Here is a 25,871-nt window from a genome sequence, read left to right as displayed (position 1 = left end):
ACACCGGGACATGCGGCGGCGCCTGCCCGGTCGTCCGGTCGGGGACAGTGGGGCAGACGCCGTCTCGGGGGGTGTCCGGGGGCGGTGCCCCCGGACATCCCGCCCGTACGCCTTTGTACGGGACGCTTGGTGACCGGCCGTCAGACCGTCAGGGAACGGTCCGTCGGGCGGATCGGGGCCGGCAGGTCGCTGTCGCCGGTCAGGAAGCGGTCGACGCCGCGGGCGGCCGACCGGCCCTCCGCGATCGCCCACACGATGAGGGACTGGCCGCGACCGGCGTCACCGGCGACGTACACGCCCGGCACGTTGGTCCGGAAGTCCGCGTCGCGGGCGATGTTGCCCCGCTCGTCCAGCTCCAGCCCGAACTGCTCCACCAGGCCGTTCTCACGGTCGGTGCCGGTGAAGCCCATGGCGAGGGTGACCAGCTGGGCGGGGATCTTGCGCTCCGTGCCCGGCTTCTGGGTCAGCTTGCCCTCGACGAACTCGACCTCGGTGAGGTGCAGCCACTGGACGTTGCCGTCCTCGTCACCCTCGAAGTGGGTGGTGGAGACGGAGTAGACCCGCTCGCCGCCCTCCTCGTGCGCGCTGGTGACCTTGTAGAGCATCGGGAACGTCGGCCAGGGCTGGGCGACCGGGTTCCGGTCCTCGTTCGGGCGGGGCATGATCTCCAGCTGCGTGACCGAGGCCGCGCCCTGGCGGTGGGCGGTGCCCACGCAGTCGGCGCCCGTGTCGCCGCCACCGATGACCACGACATGCTTGCCCTCGGCCGAGATGGGGGGCGCGACGAAGTCGCCCTCCTGCACCTTGTTGGCCAGCGGCAGGTACTCCATGGCCTGGTGGACGCCCTTGAGTTCACGGCCGGGGACCGGCAGATCACGGGCGGTCGTGGCGCCGGCGGCGATGACGATCGCGTCGTACCGCTTCTTCAGGTCGGTGGCCTTGAGGTCGCGGCCGATCTCGATGCCGGTACGGAAGCGGGTGCCCTCCGCGCGCATCTGCTCGATACGGCGGTTGATGTGCCGCTTCTCCATCTTGAACTCGGGGATGCCGTACCGCAGGAGGCCTCCGACGCGGTCCGCGCGCTCGTAGACGGCGACGGTGTGGCCCGCCCGGGTCAGCTGCTGGGCGGCGGCGAGACCCGCCGGGCCCGAGCCGATGACCGCGACGGTCTTGCCGGAGAGCCGCTCCGGGATCTGCGGGGCGACGTCACCGGTCTCCCACGCCTTGTCGATGATCGAGACCTCGACGTTCTTGATGGTGACCGGCGGCTGGTTGATGCCGAGCACACACGCCGACTCGCACGGAGCGGGGCACAGCCGGCCCGTGAACTCCGGGAAGTTGTTGGTGGCGTGCAGGCGCTCCGAGGCCGCCGACCAGTCCGCGCGGTAGGCGAAGTCGTTCCACTCCGGGATCAGGTTCCCCAGCGGACAGCCGTTGTGGCAGAACGGGATGCCGCAGTCCATGCACCGGCCGGCCTGCTTGCCGATGATCGGCAGCAGCGAGCCGGGGACGTAGACCTCGTTCCAGTCCTTGACGCGCTCCTCGACGGGGCGGGACCTGGCGACCTCGCGGCCGTGGTTGAGAAAGCCCTTGGGATCAGCCATTGGTCGCCGCCTCCATCATCTTCTCGGTGATCTCGGTCTCGGAGAGACCGGCTCGCTCGGCGGCGTCCTTGGCGGCGAGCACTGCCTTGTACGTGCTGGGGATGATCTTGCTGAAGCGTTCCACGGACGCGTCCCAGTCGGCGACCAGCTTCTCGGCGACCGTCGAGCCGGTCTCCTCGGCATGACGGCGCACCACGTCGTACAGCCACGCCTTGTCGGTGTCGTCGAGCGCCTCGATCGCGCCGAGGTTGCCGGCGTTGACGTTGTCGTGGTTGAGGTCGATCACGTAGGCGACGCCGCCGGACATGCCGGCCGCGAAGTTGCGGCCCGTCTCGCCGAGGACCACCGCGTGACCGCCGGTCATGTACTCGCAGCCGTGGTCGCCCACGCCTTCGGAGACGACCGTCGCGCCGGAGTTGCGGACGCAGAACCGCTCGCCGGACCGGCCGCGCAGGAACAGCTCGCCGCCGGTCGCGCCGTACGCGATGGTGTTGCCCGCGATCGTCGAGTACTCGGCGAGGTGGTCGGCGCGTCGGTCCGGGCGGACGATGACCCGGCCGCCGGAGAGACCCTTGCCGACGTAGTCGTTGGCGTCGCCCTCCAGGCGCAGCGTGACACCGCGCGGGAGGAAGGCGCCGAAGGACTGGCCGGCCGAGCCGGTGAAGGTGATGTCGATGGTGTCGTCGGGCAGGCCGGCGCCACCGAACTTCTTCGTCACCTCGTGGCCGAGCATGGTGCCGACCGTGCGGTTGATGTTGCGGATCGCGACCTGGGCGCGCACCGGCTGGGCGTCGGTCGCGGAGTCCGCGGCCAGCGCGTCGGCGGCGAGCCTGATCAGCTCGTTGTCGAGCGCCTTCTCCAGGCCGTGGTCCTGCCCGACGACCTGGTGGAGCGAGGCGCCCTCGGGCAGCGACGGCACGTGGAACAGCGGCGCCAGGTTCAGGCCCTGGGCCTTCCAGTGGTCGACGGCGCGCTCGACGTCGAGGACCTCGGCGTGGCCGACGGCCTCCTCGATCGAGCGGAAGCCCAGCTCGGCCAGCAGCTCGCGGACCTCCTGCGCGATGAACTGGAAGAAGTTCACCACGTACTCGGCCTTGCCGTTGAACCGGTCGCGCAGCACCGGGTTCTGGGTGGCGATGCCGACCGGGCAGGTGTCCAGGTGGCAGACGCGCATCATGACGCAGCCGGAGACGACGAGCGGCGCGGTCGCGAAACCGAACTCCTCGGCGCCGAGGAGCGCGGCGATGATCACGTCACGGCCGGTCTTGAGCTGACCGTCGGTCTGCACGACGATGCGGTCACGCAGTCCGTTGAGCAGCAGGGTCTGCTGGGTCTCGGCCAGGCCCAGCTCCCAGGGACCGCCGGCGTGCTTCAGCGAGGTCAGCGGGGACGCGCCGGTACCGCCGTCGTGGCCGGAGATGAGCACGACGTCCGCGTGCGCCTTGGACACACCGGCCGCGACCGTGCCGACGCCGACCTCGGAGACCAGCTTCACGTGGATGCGGGCCTGCGGGTTGGCGTTCTTGAGGTCGTGGATCAGCTGGGCCAGGTCCTCGATGGAGTAGATGTCGTGGTGCGGCGGCGGGGAGATGAGGCCGACGCCCGGCGTCGAGTGACGCGTCTTGGCGACCCACGGGTAGACCTTGTGGCCGGGCAGCTGGCCGCCCTCGCCGGGCTTGGCGCCCTGCGCCATCTTGATCTGGATGTCGTCCGCGTTGACCAGGTACTCGGAGGTCACGCCGAAGCGGCCGGAGGCGACCTGCTTGATCGACGAGCGCCGCGCCGGGTCGTACAGCCGGTCGGCGTCCTCGCCGCCCTCACCGGTGTTGGACTTGCCGCCCAGCTGGTTCATGGCGATGGCGAGGGTCTCGTGCGCCTCCTTGGAGATGGAGCCGTACGACATGGCGCCGGTGGAGAAGCGCTTGACGATCTCGCTGACCGGCTCGACCTCGTCGATGGAGATCGGCCGGCGGTCCGAGTTGAAGCCGAACAGGCCGCGCAGCGTCATGAGGCGCTCGGACTGCTCGTTCACCCGGTCCGTGTACTTCTTGAAGATGTCGTAGCGGTTGGCACGCGTCGAGTGCTGGAGGCGGAAGACCGTCTCCGGGTCGAACAGGTGCGGCTCTCCCTCGCGGCGCCACTGGTACTCGCCGCCGATGTCCAGCGCGCGGTGGGCCGGCGCGATGCCGCTGGCCGGGTAGGCCTTGGCGTGGCGGGCGGCGACCTCCTTGGCGATGACGTCGATGCCGACGCCGCCGATCTTGGTGGCCGTGCCGTTGAAGTACTTCGCGACGAAGGCGTCGTCGAGACCGACGGCCTCGAACACCTGCGCTCCGCGGTAGGAGGCGACGGTCGAGATGCCCATCTTGGACATGACCTTCAGGACGCCCTTGCCGAGGGCGTAGATCAGGTTGCGGATCGCCTGCTCGGGCTCCATGCCGTTGAGGAAGGTGCCGGCACGCAGCAGGTCCTCGACGGACTCCATCGCCAGGTACGGGTTGACGGCGGCGGCGCCGAAGCCGATCAGCAGGGCTACGTGGTGGACCTCGCGGACGTCGCCGGCCTCGACCAGCAGGCCCACCTGGGTGCGCTGCTTGGTGCGGATGAGGTGGTGGTGGACGGCCGCGGTGAGCAGCAGCGACGGGATCGGCGCGTGCTCGGCGTCGGAGTGGCGGTCCGACAGGACGATGAGGCGGGCGCCGTTGGCGATGGCCTCGTCGGCCTCGGCGCAGATCTCCTCGATCCGTGCGGCCAGCGCGTCCCCGCCGCCGTGCACCCGGTACAGGCCGGAGAGGGTCGCGGCCTTGAAGCCGGGCATGTCGCCGTCGGCGTTGATGTGGATGAGCTTGGCCAGCTCGTCGTTGTCGATCACCGGGAAGGGCAGCATGACGGAGCGACAGGACGCGGCGCTCGGGTCGAGCAGGTTGCCCTGCGGGCCCAGCGAGGAGCGCAGGGAGGTGACCAGCTCCTCGCGGATCGCGTCCAGCGGCGGGTTGGTGACCTGCGCGAACAGCTGGGTGAAGTAGTCGAAGAGCAGGCGCGGGCGGGCGGACAGCGCGGCGATCGGCGAGTCGGTGCCCATCGAACCGATCGGCTCGGCGGCCGACTTGGCCATCGGCGCGAGCAGGACGCGCAGCTCTTCCTCGGTGTAGCCGAAGGTCTGCTGGCGGCGAGTGACGGAGGCGTGCGTGTGCACGATGTGCTCACGCTCGGGCAGGTCGCTCAGCTCGATCTCGCCGGCTTCCAGCCACTCCGCGTAGGGGTTCTCGGCGGCGAGCTGCGCCTTGATCTCGTCGTCCTCGATGATGCGGTGCTCGGCGGTGTCGACGAGGAACATCCGGCCGGGCTGGAGGCGGCCCTTGCGGACGACCTTCGCCGGGTCGATGTCGAGGACGCCGACCTCGGAGCCGAGGACGACGAGGCCGTCGTCGGTGACCCAGTAGCGGCCGGGGCGCAGACCGTTGCGGTCGAGGACGGCGCCGACCTGGACGCCGTCGGTGAAGGTGACACAGGCCGGACCGTCCCAGGGCTCCATCAGGTTGGAGTGGAACTGGTAGAAGGCACGGCGGGCCGGGTCCATGGAGTCGTGGTTCTCCCACGCCTCCGGGATCATCATCAGCACGGAGTGCGGCAGCGAGCGGCCACCGAGGTGGAGCAGCTCGAGCACCTCGTCGAAGGACGCCGAGTCGGAGGCGTCCGGCGTACAGATGGGGAAGACGCGGTCGATGCGCTCCTGGTCCCCGAAGAGGTCGGAGACGAGCTGGGACTCGCGGGCCGCCATCCAGTTGCGGTTGCCCTTGACGGTGTTGATCTCACCGTTGTGCGCGACGAAGCGGTAGGGGTGGGCGAGCGGCCACGACGGGAAGGTGTTCGTCGAGAAGCGCGAGTGGACGAGCGAGACGGCCGAGGCGAAACGGCGGTCGGACAGGTCCGGGAAGAAGGGCTCCAGCTGGCCGGTGGTCAGCATGCCCTTGTAGACGATGGTCCGCGCGGACAGCGAGGGGAAGTAGACGCCGGCCTCGCGCTCTGCGCGCTTGCGGAGCACGAACGCGCGGCGGTCGAGGTCGATGCCCTTCGAGGCGCCGTCGGTCACGAAGACCTGGCGGAAGGCGGGCATCGTCGAGCGGGCGGTGGCGCCGAGGAGTTCGGGGGCGACCGGGACCTCGCGCCAGCCGAGGACCGTCAGGCCCTCTTCGGAGGCGATCGTCTCGATGTGTGAGACGGCGTCCTCGAGGCCGGCCTCGGGCAGGAAGGCGATGCCGACGGCGTAACCGCCGGCCTCGGGCAGCCCGAACCCGGCGACCTCGCGGAGGAACGCGTCGGGAACCTGCGTGAGGATGCCCGCGCCGTCGCCGGAGTCCGGCTCGGAGCCGGTGGCGCCGCGGTGCTCGAGGTTGCGCAGAACGGTCAGCGCCTGCTCGACCAGCGTGTGGCTCGCCTCGCCGGTGAGGTTGGCCACGAAGCCGACGCCACAGGCGTCGTGCTCGTTGCGGGGGTCGTACATACCCTGCGCAGCAGGGCGAGCATCCATGAAGGACCAGTTCTGGCCATTCGCGGAATGCTGGGACGGCTGGCGCGGCGTACGCATCGGCTCTCCCGTCGTCGTCTCAAGTGGCATGTCTGCTGCGAAGGGACGACGTTGGCCCTCTGCGTAAGTGCAAAATTTCGTGCAGGTTACATGATGGAGCGGTTCTCGGGAACCGGATACTCCGTTCCAACATGCGGACGCCTGGGGGTGGCGGCGGGGGCCGCACAAGCGGCTGAAAGTGTGTGGGGACCGGACCGGACACCTTCGGTCGGATCGGTGTCCGTCGGTCCGCAGGGCGGAGGGGCGTCGTAGCCCACCCCGCGAGTGCGCGGCAGGCGTCATTGCCGCAGCGCTTACGGGTCATGCCCGGTGGTTGAGCGTTCGAAACCAGCGGGTAACGGCTGGCTATGCGGTCCCGCGCATAAGTAGCGACTGACTTATCCTACGGCCGTTCCGAAGAGACTGCCCAGGGCGTACGTCACACCGGCCGCCGCACCACCGAGGACGAGCTGCCGCAGCCCGCTGTACCACCAGGTCCGCGCGGTCACCCTGGACACCACCGCACCGCACAGGAACAGCCCGAGCAGCGCGAGCAGCACGGCCGGCCACAGCACGGTCGCGCCGAGAAGATAGGGCAGGACGGGCAGCATGGCGCCCAGCGCGAAGGAGCCGAAGCTGGACACGGAGGCCACCAGCGGCGAGGGCAGGTCGGAGGGGTCGATGCCCAGCTCCTCGCGGGCGTGTATCTCCAGGGCCTGCTCGGGATCGCGCGACAACTGCGAGGCGACCTGCCGGGCGAGACCGGGGTCGACGCCGCGGGCCTCGTAGAGCGCGGCGAGCTCCGCCTCCTCGTCCTTCGGGTGCTTCCGCAGCTCGCGCCGCTCGACGTCGAGTTCGGCCTCGACGAGTTCACGCTGCGAGGCGACGGAGGTGTACTCGCCGGCGGCCATCGAGAAGGCACCGGCGGCGAGGCCCGCGAGTCCGGTGAGCACGATGGTCTGCCGTTCGACCGCTCCCCCGGCGACACCGGTCATCAGGGCGAGGTTGGAGACCAGGCCGTCCATCGCGCCGAAGACCGCCGGACGCAGCCAGCCGCCGTTCACATCCCGGTGGGTGTGGTTGTCACGGTGCGCCTCGTGCAGCGCCGCCTCGGTCTCGATGAGAGCCATGCCGATCTCCAGAAAGAGCGTCTCCGCGCCGCCCGGACGTCGACCCGGACGGCCTTATTTGGACTCAGTCCATTCTTTGACGGCAACCAGAATACGCTCACCAGATCCTCCTCGCCAGCAAGGAAAGGCTCGGCTAACCTGCGGCTTTACCGTCTTTCGCTCATTCGATCAGGAGCCCGCACAGATGTCGACCGGGTGACATGAAGGCTCCGAAGGCTCAGGTCAACCGCCGACGGTGGGACACATCCGCAAAAGGGCTCCGCACCCGTGCGCGGCCCCCGGAGGAGAGGCCACGTATGGCATCGACCGCCTGCATGCCCCCGGTCCCCGTGCCGGGGGACACCACCGGCCTCCGCGACCGGGCCCGCGGCGCACTGCTCGGCCTGGCCGTCGGAGACGCCCTCGGCGCACCGGCCGAGAACCTCAAGCCCTCCGAGATCCGGGCCCGGTGGGGCCGGGTCACGGGCTATGTCGCCGACCAGCCGGCCGGCACGGACGACACCGAGTACGCCATCTTCTCTGGCCTCCTGCTCGCCCGGCACGGCTCCGCGCTGACTCCCGCCGACGTGGAGGCGGCCTGGCACCAGTGGATCGCCGACCGTGACGAGGGCCCCTTCCGCGGGGCGGGGTTCAGTGAACGCGGCACCTTGGAGAATCTGCGCCGGGGCCTGGCCGCGCCCATCTCCGCCCAGCACCGGCACGCCTGGAGCGACGGCCTCGCGATGCGCGCGGCCCCCTTCGGCGTCTTCGCCGCCGGCCGTCCGGCCGAGGCGGCCCGCCTGGTCGCGATCGACGGCTCGGTCAGCCACGACGGCGAGGGCATCTACGGCGGTCAGGCCGTCGCGGCAGGCGTCGCGGCCGCGATGGCGGGAGCGCCGGCGGTCGCCGTGGTCGCCGCCGCCCTGGCGGTGATCCCCGACGACTCCTGGACGGCCCGCTCCCTGCGCCGCGCGGTCGCGGTCGCCCACCGGGGCGAACGCGCGGTCCGGTCCGCCGTCGTCATCGGCGGCTACCCCTGGACCGACCTGGCCCCCGAGGCGGTCGCCCTCGCCTTCGGCGCGTACGCGGCGGCCGACGGCGACTTCGCCCAGGCGGTCCTGACGGCCGTCAACATGGGCCGCGACGCCGACACGACGGCCGCGGTGGCGGGCGCCCTGGCCGGTGCGGGCCAGGGCCTCGCGGCGATCCCCCAACACTGGGCGGCCGCCATCGGACCGGCCCGCGGCAGCTGCCTCCCGTCGATGTCCGGCCACCACATCCTGGACGTGGCCGACCTCCTGGTACCGGCGGCGGGCTCATGAGGCCGCCCGGGCCCTGGGCCGAGGAGGGGGCCGGCGGAGCGGTGTCACTGGCGCCGCCCCCGGCCGACACCCCGACCACGGGCGACACGGTCGCGGCGGAGCCGACCGGCCCCTCGGCCACCGACGTCGAAGACGCCGCGCAGCGCACGACCCCGGCAGAGCCGACCGAAGCGGCGACCACCGGCGCGGCCGCCGCCGACCGCCCGAGTCGCACCGTCACCGCGGAGGCGAGCACGCCCGCGACCGCCGGGGAAGCCTCGGCCGGGACCATCACGGCGGAGCCGACCGGTCCGGCGACCGACCCCGCAACGACCGACGGGCCGACCGGTCCGGCGACCGACCCCCCAACGACCGACGGGCCGACCGGTCCGGCGACCGACCCCGCAACGACCGACGGCGGGCACCCCCCGCAGGGGCCCCCCGCACAGGCCGACGACGCCCGCACAGGCGGTGCAGGCGGGAGACACTCCCGCGGTGCAGGCGGTGCAGGCGTTAGACACTCCCCCGCCGAAGGCCGAGCCGAGGCCGCCGGAACCAGTGGCCGGACCGAGGGCCTCCTCCTCGGGCTGGCCGCAGGCGACGCCGCCGGCTGGCCCGCCGCCCGTCACCGCGCCGCGCGCATGCCGGAGTGGACCCGACGCCTGACCCGCGAACTGGACACCTTCGCCGAACAGAACGCGACGACGACCCTCCCCGTCCCCATCGCCCTGAACCAGCCCCCCGAACCCCTCCGCCTGGGCCCGTCCGACGACGCCGAATGGGCGGCCTTCGCCGCGGAGGCGGTGCTGCGGGCGGGCGACGACACCGTCCTCGGCGACCTCAGCCGGCAGCGCCGCCTCCGCGCCGCCATCGACCTCACCTGGAACGCCGTCGCCAGCGAGGTCGCGGCGGCAGCCGACCGCGCCCCCGAGGTGGAGTCGGCCGTACTGCCCCTGCGCGCCCGGATCTCGGTCCGGGCCGGCCTCGGCAACCTGGCCACCGGTCTGCGCCCGCCCGCGACCGGCCACGACAACCCGCACTTCTTCGACGACGCGGCCTGCATCCGCGCCTGCGTGCTCGCGGTGGCCCACCCCGGCGACCCCCGACTCGCCGCGGAGCTGGCCGAGTTCGACGCCCGCTACACCCAGGACGGCGACGGCGTGCACGGCGCCCGCGCGATGGCTGCGGCCCTCTCGCTGGCCCTGGTCGGCACGGACACCGGGGCCTGTGTGGCGGCGGCGCTCGCCGAACTCCCCGAGGGCACGGAGATCGGGCGCAACGCCCGCCACGCGCTCGCCCTGGCACGGGGCGCGGAGAGCGCGTTCGCACTGGTCCCGCTGCTGGAACACCAGATCGTCGACCACGTCTACAGCTACGGCGTCGCCGCCGCCGAGACCGTTCCGGTCGCTCTCGCCCTGGCCGGCGCGTCGGGCGGCCGGATCGCGGAGGCCGTTCCGGCGGCGGCCTGTCTGTCGCGGGTCGCGGACTCCGCCCCCGCGCTCGCGGGCGCGCTGACCGGGGCGCTGGGCGGCGCCGCGTCGATCCCGGCGACCTGGCGCGACGCCTGCCGCACGCTCTCCGGCTGCGCCCTGCCCCGCCTCACCGGCACCGACCTGGTGGAACTCGCCGGACTACTGGAAGCCACACAACCCGCCGCGGCAGGAGGATGATTCGCCCCATGACACCCAAATCAGAGGAAAGCGGCGGAGGGGCCGGGGAAACCCCGGAGAGGGGGACCCCGGTGGGCGGGACCCTGGAGGAACGGGTCACCGGCGCCCTCGTCGGCGCGGCCGTCGGCGACGCCCTCGGCGGGCCGGTCGAGGGTTACTCCCCCGACCAGATCCTCCAGCGTCACGGCGGCCGTGTGCACGGCATCGTCGGCCCCTGGAACGGCGAGGACTGGCGCACGGCCCGCCCTATCGCGCCGTACCACAAGGGCGACGGCCACGTCACCGACGACACCTTGATGACCCACGCGTTGATCAGGGTCTACGCCACGGTCCGCGACCACCTGGACGCGTACGCGCTCGCCGACCACCTGGTCCCGGACCTGATGACGAACCCGCGCTGGATCCCGGAGCTGGAGGCAGAGGCACTCCCTCTCCAGCGCGTCTTCCTGGCGGAGAAGTGGCTGGTCACGAGGCTTCACTACGGCCATGTCGACCCGCGCGAGGCGGGCGTCGGCAACATCGTCAACTGCGGTGCGGCGATGTACATGGCCCCCGTCGGCCTGGTCAACGCCGCCGACCCGGCGGCCGCCTACGCCGAGGCGATCGACCTGGCGGGCGCCCACCAGTCGTCGTACGGCCGTGAGGCGGCGGGCGTCTTCGCGGCGGCGGTGGCCGCGGCCTGCGCACCCGGCGCGACGCCCGACTCGGTCGTGACGGCCTGCCTGTCCCTGGCCAAGGACGGCACCCGGACGGCGATCGAGCGGGTCTGCGAAACGGCCTCCCGGTACCGGGACTTCGAGTCGGCGCTGGCCCCCCTCCGGGAGGCGGTGGCGCCGTACGACACCGTCGGTCCCGACTACCGGCAGCCCTCCCTGGCCGCCCGCCGCCCCTCCCGCCTGCACGCCATCGAGGAACTCCCCGTAGCCCTGGGCATGGTGCTCGTGGCCGGCGGCGACTACCGCCACTGCGTGCTCGGCGCGGTGAACTACGGCCGCGACTGCGACTCGATCGCGACGATGGCCGGCGCGGTGACCGGCGCCCTCGGCTCCCCCGTCCCGGACGAGTGGTCGAAGCGGGTCGCGGAGGCCAGCCGCCTGGACCTGTGGTCACCTGCGACGGCCCTCACCGAGGTCGCCCGGGAGATCTTCGAGAAGGACGTCCGCCGCCGCAGGGCGCACGAGCGGGCGTTCGCCGGCCTCGGAGGCCGGCGATGCTCCGCATGACCTGGGTCCAGCCGGAAGACCTCGTCGGCCACGAGCTCCGGCAGGCGGCCCAGGACGGCCGCGAACCGTCGGCGGTCGCGGCCCGCTGGCGGGCGGCGGGCGGCTGGGAGGCCCCGGAACGGGCCGGCGCATCACCCCGGCGCGCGTCGCGCTACCTGCGCCTCCTGGCGGAGGACCTGCTGGACGAACTGGCGGACCTGCCGAGCGCCTTGGCGGAGGACGAGCCGACCGATCTGCCGAAGATCAGGGCCGCCTGCCCGGCGTGGCCGGCCGCACCCACGGGCGGGCGCGGCCGCGCCCCCGCCCTGGCCGGCCTGGAAGCCGCCTGGCTGGGCCGGGCAGTGGGCTGTCTCCTCGGCAAACCCGTGGAGAAACTCCCCCTCGCCGCCATCCGCGCCCTGGCCACCGCCCCCGGCAACTGGCCTCTGAACGCCTACTTCACGGCCAGAGGCGTCCCCCCGGCCCTGCTGGAGGCGCATCCCTGGAACCGCCGCTCGGCGAAGACCTCCCTCGCCGAGAACATCGACGGCATGCCCGAGGACGACGACCTCAACTACCCCCTCCTCAACCTTCTCCTGCTCCGGCGACACGGCAGAACCTTCACCACCACCGATGTGGCACGCCTCTGGCTGGACGAACTGCCGGCCGGCCGCACCTTCACCGCCGAACGCCTCGCCTACCGCAACCTCCTCTGCGGCATCGAACCCCCACGCACCGCCCGCCACCGCAACCCCTTCCGCGAGTGGATCGGCGCCCTCATCCGCGCCGACGTCCACGGCTGGACCAACTGCGCAGACCCGGCCGCGGCCGCGGAGCAGGCACACCGGGACGCCACCCTCACCCACACCGCGAACGGCGTCTACGCGGCGATGTTCACGGCGGCCACCATCGCCGCCGCCGCGACCGGCAGGCACGACGTCCACGCCTGCCTGCGTACCGGACTCACGGTGGTCCCGCCCCGCTCACGCCTGTTCCGGGCCGTCACCCACGCGATCGGACTCGCCGGCGAGCACGCCGACTTCGACACGGTCGTGGACGAACTCCACGCCAGGCACGGCGCGATCCACCACTGGGTCCACGCCGTCCCCAACACCGCCCTGATCGCCGCCGCCCTCACCCACGCCGACGGCGACTTCACCGGCTCCGTCTGCCGTGCGGTGTCGGGCGGTTGGGACACCGACTCCAACGGTGCCACCGCCGGCAGCGTGGCCGCGCTGCTCGCCGGCGACCCCGCCGCCCTCCCCGACCGCTGGACGACCCCGCTCAAGAACCGTCTCGCCACCTCCGTCGCCGACTTCGACGGCACCGGCTTCGACACCCTCGCCCACCTCACCCACCGGGAGGCTGCACGCCCATGACCGACACCGTCGTGCCCGGCAGCACGAACACGGACCCCGTGACGCCATGACCGGAACGAACAACGCGGGCACCCGCACCGCGCCCCTCGCCGGCCTGCGCGTCCTCGACCTGGCCACCCTCTTCGCCGGCCCCCTCGCCGCCACCATGCTCGGTGACTTCGGCGCGGAGGTCGTCAAGATCGAGCACCCGACGAAACCCGACCCGTCCCGAGGCCACGGCCCTTCCAGGAACGGCGTCGGCCTGTGGTGGAAGCTCCTGGGCCGCAACAAGCGCGCGATCACCCTGGACCTGTCCAAGCCCGGCGGACGCGCCACCCTGCTGCGCCTCGCCGCCACCGCCGACGTGATCATCGAGAACTTCCGTCCCGGCACCCTGGAGAAGTGGGACCTCGGCTGGGAGGAACTGTCGGCGGTCAACCCCCGACTGGTCCTCACCCGCGTCACCGGCTTCGGCCAGTTCGGTCCGTACGCCCACCGCCCCGGCTTCGGCACCCTCGCCGAGGCGATGAGCGGCTTCGCCGCCATCACCGGCGAACCCGACGCGCCCCCGACCCTGCCGCCGTTCGGTCTCGCCGACTCCATCGCGGCGCTGGCCACGTCGTACGCCGTCATGACGGCCCTCGCCGCCCGTGACCGCACCGGCGAGGGCCAGGTCGTCGACATGGCGATCATCGAACCGATCCTGACCGTCCTCGGCCCGCAGCCGCTCTGGTACGACCAGCTCGGGTACGTCCAGGAGCGCACCGGGAACCGCTCCGCGAACAACGCCCCCCGCAACACCTACCGCACGGCCGACGGCACCTGGGTCGCCGTGTCCACGTCGGCCCAGTCGGTGGCGGAGCGCGTGATGCGGCTGGTCGGCCGCCCCGACCTCGTCGACGAGCCGTGGTTCGCCACGGGCGCCGGACGGGCCGCCCACGCCGACGTCCTCGACCCGGCGGTCGCCACCTGGGTCGCCGCCCGCAGCCGCGCCGACGTCCTCGCCGCCTTCGAGAAGGCGGAAGCGGCGGTCGCCCCGATCCAGGACGTACGGGACGTGCTGACCGACCCGCAGTACCAGGCCCTCGACACCGTCACCACGGTCGACGACCCCGAACTGGGCCCGATCCGCATGCAGAACGTCCTCTTCCGCCTGTCCTCCACCCCCGGCGCCATCCGCTGGGCGGGCCGCCCGCACGGCGCGGACACCGAGGCGGTCCTCACCGAACTGGGCCTCACGCCGGCCGACCTGACGGCCCTGCGCGCGGAGGGCGCCCTGTGACCTTCCCGCTCACCTGGCTGTACGTGCCCGGCGACCGCCCGCACATCGTCGTCAAGGCCCTGCGCTGCGGGGCGGACGTCGTCGTGATCGATCTGGAGGACGCGGTCGCCCTCAACCGCAAGGAGTACGCCCGCGCCGCCACCGCCGAGCTGCTCTCCGAGGAACAGCCGGTCCCGGTGCACGTCCGGGTCAACGCGCTGGAGGGCCCTCTCGCCGCCGCCGACCTGCGGGCCGTGTCGGCCCTCCCCGGCCTCAGGGGCCTGCGCCTGCCCAAGGTGACGACGCCCGCCCAGGTCACCCGGATCGCCACCCGCGTCGCGGAGCACGGCCCACGTCCGGAGCTCCACGCCCTGCTGGAAACGGCCCTCGGCGTCGAACGCGCCTACGCCATCGCCGGAGCGCACCCCGACCTGCGCGGTGTCTCCCTGGGCGAGTCCGACCTGCGCGCCGACCTCGGCGTGCGCGCGGACGCGGGGCTCGACTGGTGCCGCTCTCGCGTGGTCGTCGCCGCACGGGCGGCCGGCCTGGCGCCGCCGTCCCAGTCGGTCCACCCCGACATCCACGACCTCGAAGGCCTGGCGTCCTCCTGCGCGCACGGCCGCGCCCTGGGCTTTCTGGGCCGGTCGGCGATCCATCCGCGCCAGCTCCCGGTCATCGAACGGGCCTACCTGCCCACCCGGCGGGAGATCGAGGAGGCCGAGGCGATCGTCAAGGCGGCGGCCGCCGAGCCGGGCGCCCAGGCCCTGCCGGACGGCCGTTTCGTCGACGCGGCGGTGGTGGCGACGGCCCGGCGGACGTTGTCGCTGGCCCGCCGGACCTGACGACCGGATCTGGCCCTCATCCACGACGAGGGCGCCCGGAGACCCCGGGCGCCCTCGTCGTGGAAGCTGCCGTCAGCGTTTCTTGCCCGCCGACTCGGACTCGGCGGACTCCTTCGCCTCGCCCTTGGCGCCTTCCTTGCCGTCTTCCCTGCCTTCGGTCCCGCCCTTCGCGTCTTCCTCGTCGTCCTCCGCGGCGGCCCGCGCGGACTCGGGGGAATCGGCGGTCCCTGCCTCGTCCTTCTTCGCCCCACCGTCACCGTCGGTCGCACCGTCGGAAGGGCCGTCCGCGCCCGGTTCGACCACGGCCTCCCGTCCCGGCCGCTTCTTCGCCGAGATCACGAGGTACACCACTGCCAGCACGAAGACGACCATCGCGGTCCAGTTGTTCAGCCGCAGACCGAGGATGTGGTGGGCGTCGTCGACGCGCATGTACTCGATCCAGAAGCGACCGGCGCAGTACGCGGCGACGTACAGGGCGAACGCCCGCCCGTGGCCCAGCGTGAAGCGGCGGTCGGCCCAGATGACGAGGAGGGCGACACCGATGCACCACAGCGACTCGTACAGGAACGTCGGGTGGTAGTACCCCGGCACCCGGCCGTCCAGGGAGGACGTGATGTGCAGGGCCCACGGCAGGTCGGTCTCCTTGCCGTACAGCTCCTGGTTGAACCAGTTGCCCCAGCGGCCGATCGCCTGCGCGAGGGCGATACCGGGGGCGAGGGCGTCGGCCCACGCGGGCAGCGGGATGCCCCGGCGGCGGCAGCCGATCCACGCGCCCACCGCGCCGAGCGCGATCGCGCCCCAGATGCCGAGACCGCCCTCCCAGATCTTGAAGGCGTCCACCCAGTCGCGACCCTCGCTGAAGTACAGCTCGTAATCCGTGATCACGTGGTAGAGCCGGCCGCCGATCAGGCCGAAGGGCACCGCCCAGACGGCGATGTCGGCCACCGTGCCGGCCCGCCCGCCCCGGGCGATCCAACGCTTGTTGCCGAGCCAGACGGCGACGAAGACACCGATGATGATGCAGAAGGCGTAGCCGCGCAGCGGAATGGGGCCGAGGTGGATCACTCCGCGCGACGGGCTGGGAATGTAGGCAAGTTCCATGGCAGGGTCGACGCTACCGTGCCGGGCCGGGCCCACGGCGGGCAGCCCGGCTACGGCTCCATAACGGGCCGGTGAGCGGGGCTCACCCCCGGTCGGCCTCCTCCACCATCTTCTTCAGCTTGGCCGGCGTCATCGTCTGGTCCTGGTAGACGTTCTCGCCGTTCAACAGGACGGTCGGCGTACCGGTGAAACCGCCGGTACGGAAGGCCTTCCCGGACTTGGCGACCCAGCTGTCGTGCGTGCCGTTCTCCACGCAGGTCCGGAAGGCCGGCGTGACGAGGCCGTCGACCTTGCCGGCGAGTTCGAGGAGCTCGTCGTCCGAGGCGTAGGCGTCGTCGCTCTCCTCCGGCTGGTTCTCGAACAGCACGTCGTGGTACGCGGGGAACTTCCCGGCGTCCTGGGCGCAGGCCGCGGCGTTGGCCGCGGCACGGGAGCCGCTGCCGCCCATGTTGCCGTCGATGATGGTGGCCAGGTGGTACTCCACCTTGAGTTTCCCGGCGTCGGTCAGCTCATGGACGGTCGAGCGGTAGGTGTCCTCGAAGGACTTGCAGGCCGGGCAGCGGAAGTCCTCCCACACGGTGAGCGTGGACTTGGCGCTCTCCTTTCCGACCGGGATCGCGAGGGCGTCCTTGCCCTGCGCGCCCGAGGGCGCCACGACCGGACCGGCGCTGTCGTCGCCGTCGTCCTTGCCGGCGTTCGCCGCGACGACGCCGATGACCGCGGCCAGGCCCAGTACACAGGCGACACTCACGCCGACGATCAGCGTCCGGCGCCGCCGCTCCACCGCCTTCTGCTTCTCACGCTCGACCGCCAGCCGCTCCCGGGCGGTGCGCTTCCTGTCACGATTCTTCTCGCTCACACCCCGAGAACGAACCGGGGAGGCGCCCAGCGCCTCCCCGGTCCCATGTCCACCCGTTCGAGTGACTGATCTTCCGGCGACGGCCGGGCTACGCCTGGCCGCGCACGCCCTTCGCCAGCTCGCCCGCGAGTGTGCGCACGGCCTCGACACCGGCCGCGTCGTCCGGGGCGTCGAGCATCCGCTTGACGAAGGCCGAGCCGACGATCACCCCGTCGGCGAAGCCCGCGACCTCGGCGGCCTGCCGGGCGTCGGACACCCCGAGGCCCACGCAGACGGGCAGTCCGGTACCGGTGGCGCGGGTGCGCTCGACCAGGTTCTGGGCCTGCGCGCCCACCGACTCGCGAGTGCCGGTGACACCCATCAGCGAGGCGGCGTAGACGAAGCCGCTGCCCGCCTCGGTGATCGTGGCGAGCCGCTCGTCCTGACTGCTGGGCGCCACGACGAAGACCGTCGCGAGTCCGTGCTTGTCGGCGTGCTCTCTCCACAGCGCCGACTCCTGCACGGGCAGGTCGGGCAGGATGCAGCCCGCCCCGCCCGCCTCGGCCAGCTCGGCGGTGAAGCGCTCGACGCCGTAGCGGTCGACGGGATTCCAGTACGTCATGACCAGCACCGGCTTGCCGGTGGCCGCGTGCGCCTCGCGGACCGTGCGCATCACGTCCGCGATCCGTACGCCGCCGCGCAGGGCGATGTCGTCGGCGGTCTGGATGACCGGGCCGTCGAGGACGGGGTCGCTGTGCGGCAGACCCACCTCGACGATGTCGGCGCCGCCGTCCAGGACGGCCTTGACCGCCGCGATGCCGCCGTCGACGGTCGGGAACCCGGCCGGGAGGTAGGCGATGAGCGCGGCGCGTCCCTCGGCCTTGGCGGCGGCGAGGGTGTCCGACAGCAGTCGGCCCTTCGTGCTGTTCGATGCGGCCCCGCTCACTTGGCGTCCCCCTCGATCTCGGCGGTGTCCGCCGCGTCGGCGGCGACCTCGGCGTCGGTGTCGTACAGGCCGAAGTAACGGGCGGCCGTGTCCATGTCCTTGTCGCCGCGACCGGACAGGTTGACGACGATGAGACCGTCCGTGCCCAGCTCCTTGCCGACCGCCAGGGCGCCGGCCAGCGCGTGCGCGCTCTCGATGGCCGGGATGATGCCCTCGGTGCGCGACAGCAGGCGCAGCGCCTGCATGGCCGCGTCGTCGGTGACCGCGCGGTACTCGCCGCGGCCGCTGTCCTTGAGATAGGAGTGCTCGGGGCCGATGCCCGGGTAGTCCAGACCGGCCGAGATGGAGTACGGCTCGGTGATCTGGCCCTCGTCGTCCTGGAGGACGTAGGAGCGGGAGCCGTGCAGGATGCCGGGTTCGCCTGCGGTGAGGGTGGCCGCGTGCTCACCCGTCTCGACGCCGTGCCCCGCCGGCTCGCAGCCGATGAGGCGTACGCCGGCGTCCGGGATGAAGGCGTGGAAGAGGCCGATGGCGTTGGAACCGCCGCCGACACAGGCGACGGCCGCGTCGGGCAGGCGTCCGGCACGCTCCAGGACCTGACGGCGGGCCTCTACGCCGATGACGCGGTGGAAGTCGCGGACCATCGCCGGGAAGGGGTGCGGTCCGGCGACCGTGCCGAACAGGTAGTGGGTTCGGTCGACGTTGGCGACCCAGTCGCGGAAGGCCTCGTTGATGGCGTCCTTCAACGTGCGGCTGCCGGACTTCACCGAGACGACCTCGGCGCCGAGCATGCGCATCCGGGCCACGTTGAGCGCCTGCCGCCGGGTGTCGATCTCGCCCATGTAGATGGTGCATTCGAGGCCGAACAGCGCGCAGGCGGTGGCGGTGGCGACGCCGTGCTGGCCGGCGCCCGTCTCCGCGATGACGCGCGTCTTGCCCATGCGCTTGGTGAGCAGGGCCTGGCCGAGCACATTGTTGATCTTGTGGGAGCCGGTGTGGTTCAGATCCTCGCGCTTGAGGAACACCCGGGCCCCACCGGCGTGTTCGGCGAACCGCGGCACCTCGGTCAGGGAGCTGGGCCGGCCGGTGTAGTGGGCGAGCAGGTCGTCGAGTTCGCGGGCGAACTCGGGGTCGTGCTTGGCCTTGTCGTACTCGACGGCGACCTCGTCCACGGCGGCGACGAGGGCCTCCGGGATGAACTTGCCGCCGAAGGCGCCGAAGTAGCCTTCGGCGGTGGGGACCTGACCCTCGGGGTCGGGAATGAAGAACTCGCTGGGCATGCGGAAACCTCACGGTGAGTGTGTGCGGATCACTGATCGCCGTGGGGGCAGGGTTTGTCAGCCGGCTGCGCGACCGCTGTGGCTGGTCGCGCCCGCGCGGCGGTGGCCGCGCCCTTGACAGAGCCCCGCGCCCCTGACGGGGCGCTGCCATCGCATGCCGTTCACCTGGCCGGGCTCGTCACCGATGACGTAACGCACGCGCCTGCCGTGCACCCGCCGCGCGGGCGCGCGGCAGCCACGGGGCCGGCAGCCGCGCGCGAGGCGGGCGTAGCGGTCCATGGCCGTGGTGGTGGTGAACGTCATCGGTGCCAAGCCTAGCGGGGTCAGCCCCGGCCGTGCCGCAGTGCGGGGTGTTCGCCCGCCGCCACCAGGTCGGCGACCGCCGTCCTGGGGTCGCGGCCGGTGACGAGGGACTCGCCGACCAGGACCGCGTCGGCGCCGGCGTTGGCGTAGGCGATGAGGTCGTGCGGGCCCCGGACGCCGGACTCGGCGATCTTGACGAGGTGGTCCGGGATCTCGGGGGCGACCCGCTCGAACGTGCCCCGGTCGACCTCGAGGGTCTTGAGGTTGCGCGCGTTGACGCCGATCACCTGGGCGCCCGCGTCCACCGCGCGCTCGACCTCGTCCTCGTCGTGCACCTCGACGAGCGGGGTGAGGCCGATGGAGACGGCGCGCTCGATCAGCGACTCCAGGGCCGCCTGGTCGAGGGCCGCGACGATCAGCAGCACGAGGTCGGCGCCGTACGCGCGGGCCTCCCACAGCTGGTACGACGTGACGACGAAGTCCTTGCGCAGCACCGGGATGTCGACGCGTGCGCGGACCGCTTCGAGGTCGGCGAGCGAGCCGCCGAAGCGGCGCTGTTCGGTGAGGACGGAGATGACGGCGGCGCCGCCCGCCTCGTAGTCGGCGGCCAGTGCGGCCGGGTCCGCGATCGCGGCCAGCGCGCCCTTGGAGGGGCTGGAGCGCTTCACCTCGCAGATCACCTTGACGCCGTCGCCCCTGAGCGCGGCGACCCCGTCCTTGGCCGCGGGGGCGTTGGCCGCGCGCTCCTTGAGCTCGTCGAGGCTGACGCGCGCCTGCCGCTCCGCGAGGTCGGCACGGACTCCGTCGATGATCTCGTCGAGCACACTCACGCGAGCGGCCCCCTTCCAGACGGTTGACAGTTCCAGCGACCAGAGCGAATAGATGGTCACTGCGATGGTATCCGGAGGAGGCCGATGGCCTCACATCCGGTGATGGGCGGTCCCACTACCTGGACGTTCGCCCGGTGATCAAGGATGCAACCAGCCGCCGTACGGCAGGTTCCGGACAACCGTGAAGACCAGCAGCAACGCGCCCAGCGTCCACAGCTGTACCGGTCCCGGATCGATGCGGACCGGTCGGTCCCGCGCGACGCGGACCACCCAGACGGTCCACAGCACGGCGAAGAGTGCGTAGGAGGCCACGGCCAACGCATTGGCGTGCAGGGCGGTCGCCAGGTCGCCGTGCGCGAAGGCGTGCGCACTGCGCAGGCCGCCGCAGCCGGGGCAGTAGAGGCCCGTGACCCGCAGCAGGGGGCAGACCGGGTAGTGGCCCGGCTCGTTGGGGTCGACGGCGGCCACGTACGCGAAGGCGCCGACGACGGCCGCGAGGATCCCGGCGGGCACCGCGAGCCGGGGCAGGACGGGCTCGGGAGCGGGCGGCGTCACGCTGTGGCTGTCGGCGTTCACGCCTCGCATTGTGCCCCGCCACGGGTCCACGCGCGCGCGAGGGGCGGCCGGTGCGCACCGGCCGCCCCTCGGACGAGGTCGTGCGCCGGGTTCAGCGCTCGGCCACGGCCGGCTCTCGCGTCGCCGTCACCTGGTGCACCGGGTGGGCGGACTTCGGCATGCCGAGGCCCATGGCCTTCATGACGCCGCCGACGACACCGCCGAGGGCCACGATCGCCAGGCCCGCCCAGAAGCCGACCGGCTCGGCCATCACCACGAACGCGCCCGAGACGCAGAAACCGATGAAGGCGATGATGACACCGGTCCAGGCGGCCGGGGTGTGTCCGTGGCTGCTGCCCGCCATGACTTGCTCCTCGTTGCTGTCTATGTGGCGTACGGGTCGTACGTGTCCGAGCCTGAGGCTCGGCGTCCATTGTCCCGTACGCGCGCGCGTGCCAAGTGCTGGGGTCGGTTGCCGGTCGAGTCTGGTTCGCCACATCGGGAAACCGGACGGGTGCGGATCAGGCCGGGTCCATGCCCGTGGGGTCCTCACCACGGTCCAGGGCCTTCCACATGTCCTCGGGACGGTCGGGGTCGACGACCGGGGCCCTGCGGCGCGGGCGGGGGGCGCCGTCGCGCTCGTAGCGGCCCGACATGCCCGGCCACAGGCGGCCGTAGCGCAGGGCGAGCAGGCCGGCCAGGAGGATCAGGGCGCCGCCCACCGCGGCGGCGTAGGGCCAGGCCGTGTGGGTGAGGGAGGCGACGGTCGCGGAGGTGTCGCCGGAGGCCTTGGCGGCCTTGTCGTCGAGGGCGGAGCTGTCGGAGGCGCCGAACAGCGCGGCGGCGACGATTCCGGCGCCGGAGAGCGTCAGGAGGGCGGAGACGGCGAGGCGGCCCGCCCTGCGGACGGCGAAGACGGCGACGAGCGCGGCGAGGCCCACTATGGCGAGCGCCGCGGGGACGCCCGTGACGTCACTGCCCTTGGCGGTCAGGGGGAACGCGCCGCCGGCCACCGTCGCCGTGCCCTGCGACCAACGCTGCCGGGTCGCGAGCAGGGCCACTGCCGCGCCCAGCGCGCCGCACATCAGGGCGAGCGCGAGGCTGCGGCGGCCCGACCGGGCGGGAGCGGCGGCTTGGGAACGGGGATGAGGAACAGCAGTCACGTGCTCCACTATCGCTTGAACCTCCGGCGAACCGGCACCCGGGGCGCACGTGACACTTGTCCTACTCCGCTCCCGGTCCTTCCTACTCCGCGCCGGCCGCCCCTACTTGGCCAGCCGGTTGGCCGTGTGGACCGCGCGGAGCACGGCCGCCGCCTTGTTGCGGCACTCCTGGTCCTCGGCGACCGGGTCGGAGTCGGCGACGACGCCGGCGCCGGCCTGGACGTAGGCGGTGCCGTCGCGCAGCAGGGCGGTGCGGATGGCGATGGCGGTGTCGGAGTCGCCGGCGAAGTCCAGGTAGCCGACGCAGCCGCCGTACAGACCGCGGCGGGAGGGTTCCAGTTCGTCGATGATCTGCATCGCGCGGGGCTTGGGTGCGCCGGAGAGGGTGCCCGCCGGGAAGCAGGCGGTGAGGACGTCGAAGGCGGTGCGGCCCGGCGCGACCCGGCCGGTGACCGTCGAGACGATGTGCATGACGTGGGAGTAGCGCTCGACGGACATGAAGTCGACCACCTCGACGGAGCCGGGTTCGCAGACCCGCCCCAGGTCGTTGCGCCCCAGGTCGACGAGCATGAGGTGCTCGGCACGCTCCTTGGGATCGGCCAGCAGTTCGTCGGCCAGGGCCTGGTCCTCCTGCGGGGTCGCCCCGCGGTGCCGGGTGCCGGCGATGGGGTGGACCATGGCCCGCCCGTCCTCGACCTTCACCAGGGCCTCCGGGGAGGAGCCCACGACGTCGAAACCGTCGAAGCGGAACAGGTACATGTACGGCGAGGGGTTGGTGGCCCGCAGGACCCGGTAGACGTCCAGCGCGCTCGCCGTGCACGGCGTCTCGAAACGCTGGGAGGGGACGACCTGGAACGCCTCCCCCGCGCGGATGCGCTCCTTGACGTCCTCGACGGCCCGCTGGAAGTCGGGGCCGCCCCAGCGGGCGGTGTACGCGGGGAGTTCGGAAGGGGGCAGGACGGCGGGCGGCTGGGCCACCGCGCGCGAGAGGTCCGCCTCCATGGCGTCGAGGCGGGCGACGGCGTCCGCGTAGGCCTCGTCCACTCCCGTGTCGAGGTCGTTGTGGTTGATCGCGTTGGCGATCAGGAGGACCGATCCCTCCCAGTGGTCCATCACGGCGAGGTCGCTGGTGAGGAGCATGGTCAGCTCGGGCAGCCTCAGGTCGTCGCGCTCGCCGGGGCCGATCTTCTCCAGCCGGCGGACGATGTCGTAGCCCAGGTAGCCGACCATGCCGCCGGTGAAGGGCGGCAGGCCCTCCTGGTGGGGGGTGTGCAGGGCCTCGATGGTGGCGCGCAGGGCGGCCAGCGGGTCGCCGTCGACGGGGACGCCGACGGGCGGGGTGCCGAGCCACTGGGCCTGTCCGTCGCGTGCGGTGAGCGTGGCGGCCGAGCGCACGCCGACGAACGAGTACCGGGACCAGGAGCGGCCGTTCTCCGCGGACTCCAGCAGGAACGTGCCGGGGCGCTCGGCGGCGAGCTTGCGGTAGAGGGCGACGGGGGTGTCGCCGTCCGCGAGGAGCTTGCGGGTGACCGGAACGACGCGGCGGTCGGTGGCCAGCTTGCGGAACGTCTCAAGATCCATGGCGGCTGACCTTACTGATCCGAGGCCGGTACGGCGGAATCGGCGTCGCCCTGGCCGACGGTGGCCTCGAACAGCACGTCCGCGTCGAAGCAGGTGCGGGCGCCGGTGTGGCAGGCGGCGCCGACCTGGTCGACCTTGACCAGCACGGTGTCGGCGTCGCAGTCGAGGGCCACCGACCTGACCCACTGGAAGTGGCCGGAGGTGTCGCCCTTGACCCAGTACTCCCGGCGGCTGCGCGACCAGTACGTGCACCGGCCGGTCGTCAGGGTGCGGTGCAGCGCCTCGTCGTCCATCCAGCCGAGCATGAGCACCTCTCCGGTGTCGTACTGCTGGGCGATGGCGGGCAGGAGGCCGTCCGGGCTGCGCTTGAGACGCGCGGCGATCTCCGGGTCGAGGTTGCTGGTCATGGGGCCATTGTGCCGCGTGGCGGTGACACCCCCGGGCCGACGTCCACTGTGCGGACCCGTCGGCCGGTCGTAGGCTGACCGCATGTCGACTTTCGCCAAGCGTGAACGGCTCCTTCTCGCAGACCTCCTGGAGACGGCGGGCCCGGAGGCGCCGACCCTCTGCGAGGGCTGGCGGACCCGCGACCTGGCCGCGCACGTCGTGGTGCGCGAGCGCCGGCCCGACGCTGCCGGGGGGCTGCTCATCAAGCAGCTCTCGTCCCGACTGGACAAGGCGATGGAGGAGTTCGCCGCCAAGCCGTACGAGGAGCTGGTGCAGCTGATCCGTACCGGCCCGCCGCGTTTCTCCCCCTTCCAGCTCAAGCAGCTCGACGAGGCGTCGAACATCGTCGAGTTCTACGTGCACGGCGAGGACGTCCGGCGTGCCCAGCCCGACTGGACCCCCCGCGAACTGGACCCGGTCTTCCAGGACGCCCTGTGGTCGCGCCTGGAGCGCACGGCCCGGCTGATGGGCCGCTCCGCCCCGACCGGCCTGGTGCTGCGCCGCCCCGACGGCCGCACGGCGGTCGCCAACCGCGGCACCCCGGTCGTCACGGCGACGGGCGATCCCTCGGAGCTGCTGCTGTTCCTCTACGGCCGGCAGAGCGCCGCCAGGGTGGACCTGGTCGGCGACGAGGACGCCATCACCAGACTGCACAGCGGCAAGCAGCTCGGCATCTGAGGCCGCAGTGATCAAGGTCGCCGTGACCAGCGTGTACGTCGACGACGTCGCCAGGGCCCACGCCTTCTACACCGACGTCCTCGGCTTCGAGACCCGCGTCCACCTGGACCTGGGCCACGGCGCTCAGTACGTCACCGTGGGCGCGCCCGGGGGCGCCCAGCGGGACCTCCAGCTGCTGCTGGAGCCCGGTCAGGGCCCGATCGCCGAGCCGTACCGCGCGGCGCTGCGGGAGGCCGCGCTGCCCTGCATCGTGTTCTCGGTGGACGACATGCGGGCCGAGTTCGACCGGCTGAGCGCCCTCGGCGTGCACTTCGCCCAGGAGCCCCGGGAGCAGGGTCCGGTGATCACGGCCGTCCTGGACGACACGGTCGGCAACTACGTGCAGCTGACCCAGCCGAGGGAGTAGGTCGCGCTCGTACCTGCTCACGGGAACGCCCCGGCCACCAGGTGACCGGGGCGTTCCCCGACGCGCGAAGGGGTCAGCGCACGGGATGTCCCGCCCCCCGCAGGGCGTTCTTCACCTCACCGATGCGCAGGTCGCCGAAGTGGAACACCGAGGCGGCCAGGACGGCGTCGGCTCCCGCCTCGATCGCCGGGGGGAAGTCGGAGAGTCTGCCGGCGCCGCCGGAGGCGATCACCGGGACCGATACGTGCTTGCGGACGGCGGCGATCATCTCCAGGTCGTAGCCGTCCTTGGTGCCGTCCGCGTCCATCGAGTTGAGCAGGATCTCGCCCGCGCCCAGCTCGGCGGCCCGGTGGGCCCACTCGACGGCGTCGATGCCGGTGCCGCGACGGCCGCCGTGGGTGGTGACCTCGAAGGAGCCGGACTCGGTACGGCGGGCGTCCACCGACAGGACCAGCACCTGGCTGCCGAAGCGCTCGGCGATCTCCTTGATCAGCTCCGGGCGGGCGATCGCGGCCGTGTTGACCCCGACCTTGTCGGCGCCGGCCCGCAGCAGTCTGTCCACGTCCTCGGGGGCGCGCACCCCGCCGCCGACGGTGAGCGGGATGAACACCTGCTCGGCCGTGCGGCGCACCACGTCGTAGGTGGTCTCACGGTTGCCCGACGAGGCGGTGATGTCCAGGAACGTCAGCTCGTCGGCGCCCTCGGCGTCGTACACCTTCGCCATTTCGACGGGGTCGCCCGCGTCGCGCAGGTTCTGGAAGTTGACACCCTTGACGACCCGGCCGTTGTCCACGTCCAGGCAGGGGATGACTCGGACCGCCAGGGTCAT

Annotated in this window: 23 protein-coding genes; 8 read left to right on the top strand and 15 right to left on the bottom strand. The window is 72.4% G+C overall.

The genetic code is table 11. The features are described from left to right. Positions 1-140 precede the first annotated feature (140 nt). The 3 genes from ACZ5Y0_RS26185 to ACZ5Y0_RS26175 form a co-directional block, all read right to left on the bottom strand. Entirely contained in the window at positions 141-1,604 is a 1,464-nt protein-coding gene (locus ACZ5Y0_RS26185) for a glutamate synthase subunit beta (protein WP_469131129.1), read from the bottom strand. Beyond that, positions 1,597-6,192, bottom strand: coding sequence for a glutamate synthase large subunit (gltB, locus tag ACZ5Y0_RS26180; protein ID WP_469131128.1), 4,596 nt, complete (start codon positions 6,190-6,192; stop codon positions 1,597-1,599). The genes ACZ5Y0_RS26185 and gltB overlap by 8 nt, the downstream gene beginning before the upstream one ends. Before the next feature lie 377 nt (positions 6,193-6,569). Then, the gene (locus ACZ5Y0_RS26175; protein WP_469131127.1) at positions 6,570-7,301 is read right to left on the bottom strand and encodes a VIT1/CCC1 transporter family protein; all 732 of its coding nucleotides are present in this window, start codon (positions 7,299-7,301) and stop codon (positions 6,570-6,572) included. A gap of 296 nt (positions 7,302-7,597) precedes the next feature. Here ACZ5Y0_RS26175 and ACZ5Y0_RS26170 point away from each other — a divergent pair, with 296 nt between their 5' ends. From ACZ5Y0_RS26170 to ACZ5Y0_RS26145, 6 genes are all read left to right on the top strand, one after another. Beyond that, a complete protein-coding gene (locus tag ACZ5Y0_RS26170) occupies positions 7,598-8,602 on the top strand; it encodes an ADP-ribosylglycohydrolase family protein (protein WP_469131126.1) in 1,005 nt (334 codons plus the stop codon). A 269-nt stretch (positions 8,603-8,871) separates the two neighbouring features. After that, positions 8,872-10,251 carry an ADP-ribosylglycohydrolase family protein gene (locus ACZ5Y0_RS26165; RefSeq protein ID WP_469131152.1) on the top strand — a complete coding sequence of 460 codons (1,380 nt, stop codon included), beginning with the start codon at positions 8,872-8,874 and terminating at the stop codon, positions 10,249-10,251. 8 nt (positions 10,252-10,259) lie between these two features. Continuing rightward, positions 10,260-11,474 (top strand): ADP-ribosylglycohydrolase family protein, encoded by a 1,215-nt coding sequence (locus ACZ5Y0_RS26160; protein ID WP_469131125.1) that lies wholly within the window; start codon positions 10,260-10,262, stop codon positions 11,472-11,474. Then, positions 11,462-12,832, top strand: coding sequence for an ADP-ribosylglycohydrolase family protein (locus tag ACZ5Y0_RS26155; protein ID WP_469131124.1), 1,371 nt, complete (start codon positions 11,462-11,464; stop codon positions 12,830-12,832). Before ACZ5Y0_RS26160 ends, ACZ5Y0_RS26155 begins: the two co-directional genes overlap by 13 nt. A gap of 46 nt (positions 12,833-12,878) precedes the next feature. Then, positions 12,879-14,093, top strand: coding sequence for a CaiB/BaiF CoA transferase family protein (locus ACZ5Y0_RS26150; RefSeq protein ID WP_469131123.1), 1,215 nt, complete (start codon positions 12,879-12,881; stop codon positions 14,091-14,093). Continuing rightward, positions 14,090-14,914 (top strand): HpcH/HpaI aldolase/citrate lyase family protein, encoded by an 825-nt coding sequence (locus ACZ5Y0_RS26145; RefSeq protein ID WP_469131122.1) that lies wholly within the window; start codon positions 14,090-14,092, stop codon positions 14,912-14,914. The genes ACZ5Y0_RS26150 and ACZ5Y0_RS26145 overlap by 4 nt, the downstream gene beginning before the upstream one ends. A gap of 72 nt (positions 14,915-14,986) precedes the next feature. On the opposite strand, the gene lgt is transcribed toward ACZ5Y0_RS26145, so the two are convergent. The 11 genes from lgt to hisI form a co-directional block, all read right to left on the bottom strand. Then, complete coding sequence (gene lgt / locus ACZ5Y0_RS26140) at positions 14,987-16,015, bottom strand: prolipoprotein diacylglyceryl transferase (protein WP_469131121.1); 1,029 nt, start codon at positions 16,013-16,015, stop codon at positions 14,987-14,989. 82 nt (positions 16,016-16,097) lie between these two features. Next, a complete protein-coding gene (locus ACZ5Y0_RS26135; protein WP_469131120.1) occupies positions 16,098-16,874 on the bottom strand; it encodes a DsbA family protein in 777 nt (258 codons plus the stop codon). 88 nt (positions 16,875-16,962) lie between these two features. Continuing rightward, positions 16,963-17,799, bottom strand: a complete 837-nt coding sequence (gene trpA, locus ACZ5Y0_RS26130; RefSeq protein WP_469131119.1) for a tryptophan synthase subunit alpha — start codon at positions 17,797-17,799, stop codon at positions 16,963-16,965. Continuing rightward, complete coding sequence (gene trpB / locus ACZ5Y0_RS26125; protein WP_469131118.1) at positions 17,796-19,079, bottom strand: tryptophan synthase subunit beta; 1,284 nt, start codon at positions 19,077-19,079, stop codon at positions 17,796-17,798. The genes trpA and trpB overlap by 4 nt, the downstream gene beginning before the upstream one ends. A 57-nt stretch (positions 19,080-19,136) precedes the next feature. Further along, a complete protein-coding gene (trpM, locus tag ACZ5Y0_RS26120) occupies positions 19,137-19,382 on the bottom strand; it encodes a tryptophan biosynthesis modulator TrpM (RefSeq protein WP_469131117.1) in 246 nt (81 codons plus the stop codon). Between the two features lie 20 nt (positions 19,383-19,402). Next, a complete protein-coding gene (gene trpC, locus ACZ5Y0_RS26115) occupies positions 19,403-20,212 on the bottom strand; it encodes an indole-3-glycerol phosphate synthase TrpC (RefSeq protein ID WP_469131116.1) in 810 nt (269 codons plus the stop codon). Positions 20,213-20,350: 138 nt separating this feature from the next. Then, positions 20,351-20,797 (bottom strand): DUF2752 domain-containing protein, encoded by a 447-nt coding sequence (locus ACZ5Y0_RS26110; RefSeq protein ID WP_469131115.1) that lies wholly within the window; start codon positions 20,795-20,797, stop codon positions 20,351-20,353. Between the two features lie 82 nt (positions 20,798-20,879). Then, a complete protein-coding gene (locus tag ACZ5Y0_RS26105; protein WP_469131114.1) occupies positions 20,880-21,131 on the bottom strand; it encodes an HGxxPAAW family protein in 252 nt (83 codons plus the stop codon). Positions 21,132-21,288: 157 nt separating this feature from the next. Then, positions 21,289-21,939: a TIGR02234 family membrane protein gene (locus ACZ5Y0_RS26100; RefSeq protein WP_469131113.1), complete on the bottom strand. Its 651-nt coding sequence runs from the start codon at positions 21,937-21,939 to the stop codon at positions 21,289-21,291. Positions 21,940-22,032: 93 nt separating this feature from the next. Then, positions 22,033-23,511, bottom strand: a complete 1,479-nt coding sequence (locus ACZ5Y0_RS26095; RefSeq protein ID WP_469131112.1) for an anthranilate synthase component I — start codon at positions 23,509-23,511, stop codon at positions 22,033-22,035. Positions 23,512-23,522: 11 nt separating this feature from the next. Next, complete coding sequence (gene hisI, locus ACZ5Y0_RS26090; protein ID WP_469131111.1) at positions 23,523-23,918, bottom strand: phosphoribosyl-AMP cyclohydrolase; 396 nt, start codon at positions 23,916-23,918, stop codon at positions 23,523-23,525. 82 nt (positions 23,919-24,000) lie between these two features. Here hisI and ACZ5Y0_RS26085 point away from each other — a divergent pair, with 82 nt between their 5' ends. Next, complete coding sequence (locus ACZ5Y0_RS26085) at positions 24,001-24,636, top strand: TIGR03085 family metal-binding protein (RefSeq protein WP_469131110.1); 636 nt, start codon at positions 24,001-24,003, stop codon at positions 24,634-24,636. A gap of 7 nt (positions 24,637-24,643) precedes the next feature. Beyond that, positions 24,644-25,042 (top strand): VOC family protein, encoded by a 399-nt coding sequence (locus ACZ5Y0_RS26080; RefSeq protein WP_469131109.1) that lies wholly within the window; start codon positions 24,644-24,646, stop codon positions 25,040-25,042. Positions 25,043-25,115: 73 nt separating this feature from the next. On the opposite strand, the gene hisF is transcribed toward ACZ5Y0_RS26080, so the two are convergent. Then, on the bottom strand, positions 25,116-25,871 hold the full coding sequence (hisF, locus tag ACZ5Y0_RS26075) for an imidazole glycerol phosphate synthase subunit HisF (RefSeq protein ID WP_469131108.1): 756 nt from the start codon (positions 25,869-25,871) through the stop codon (positions 25,116-25,118).

This window comes from Streptomyces sp. NPDC033216, assembly GCF_055577115.1.
This window is presented reverse-complemented; position numbering and strand designations above follow the sequence as displayed.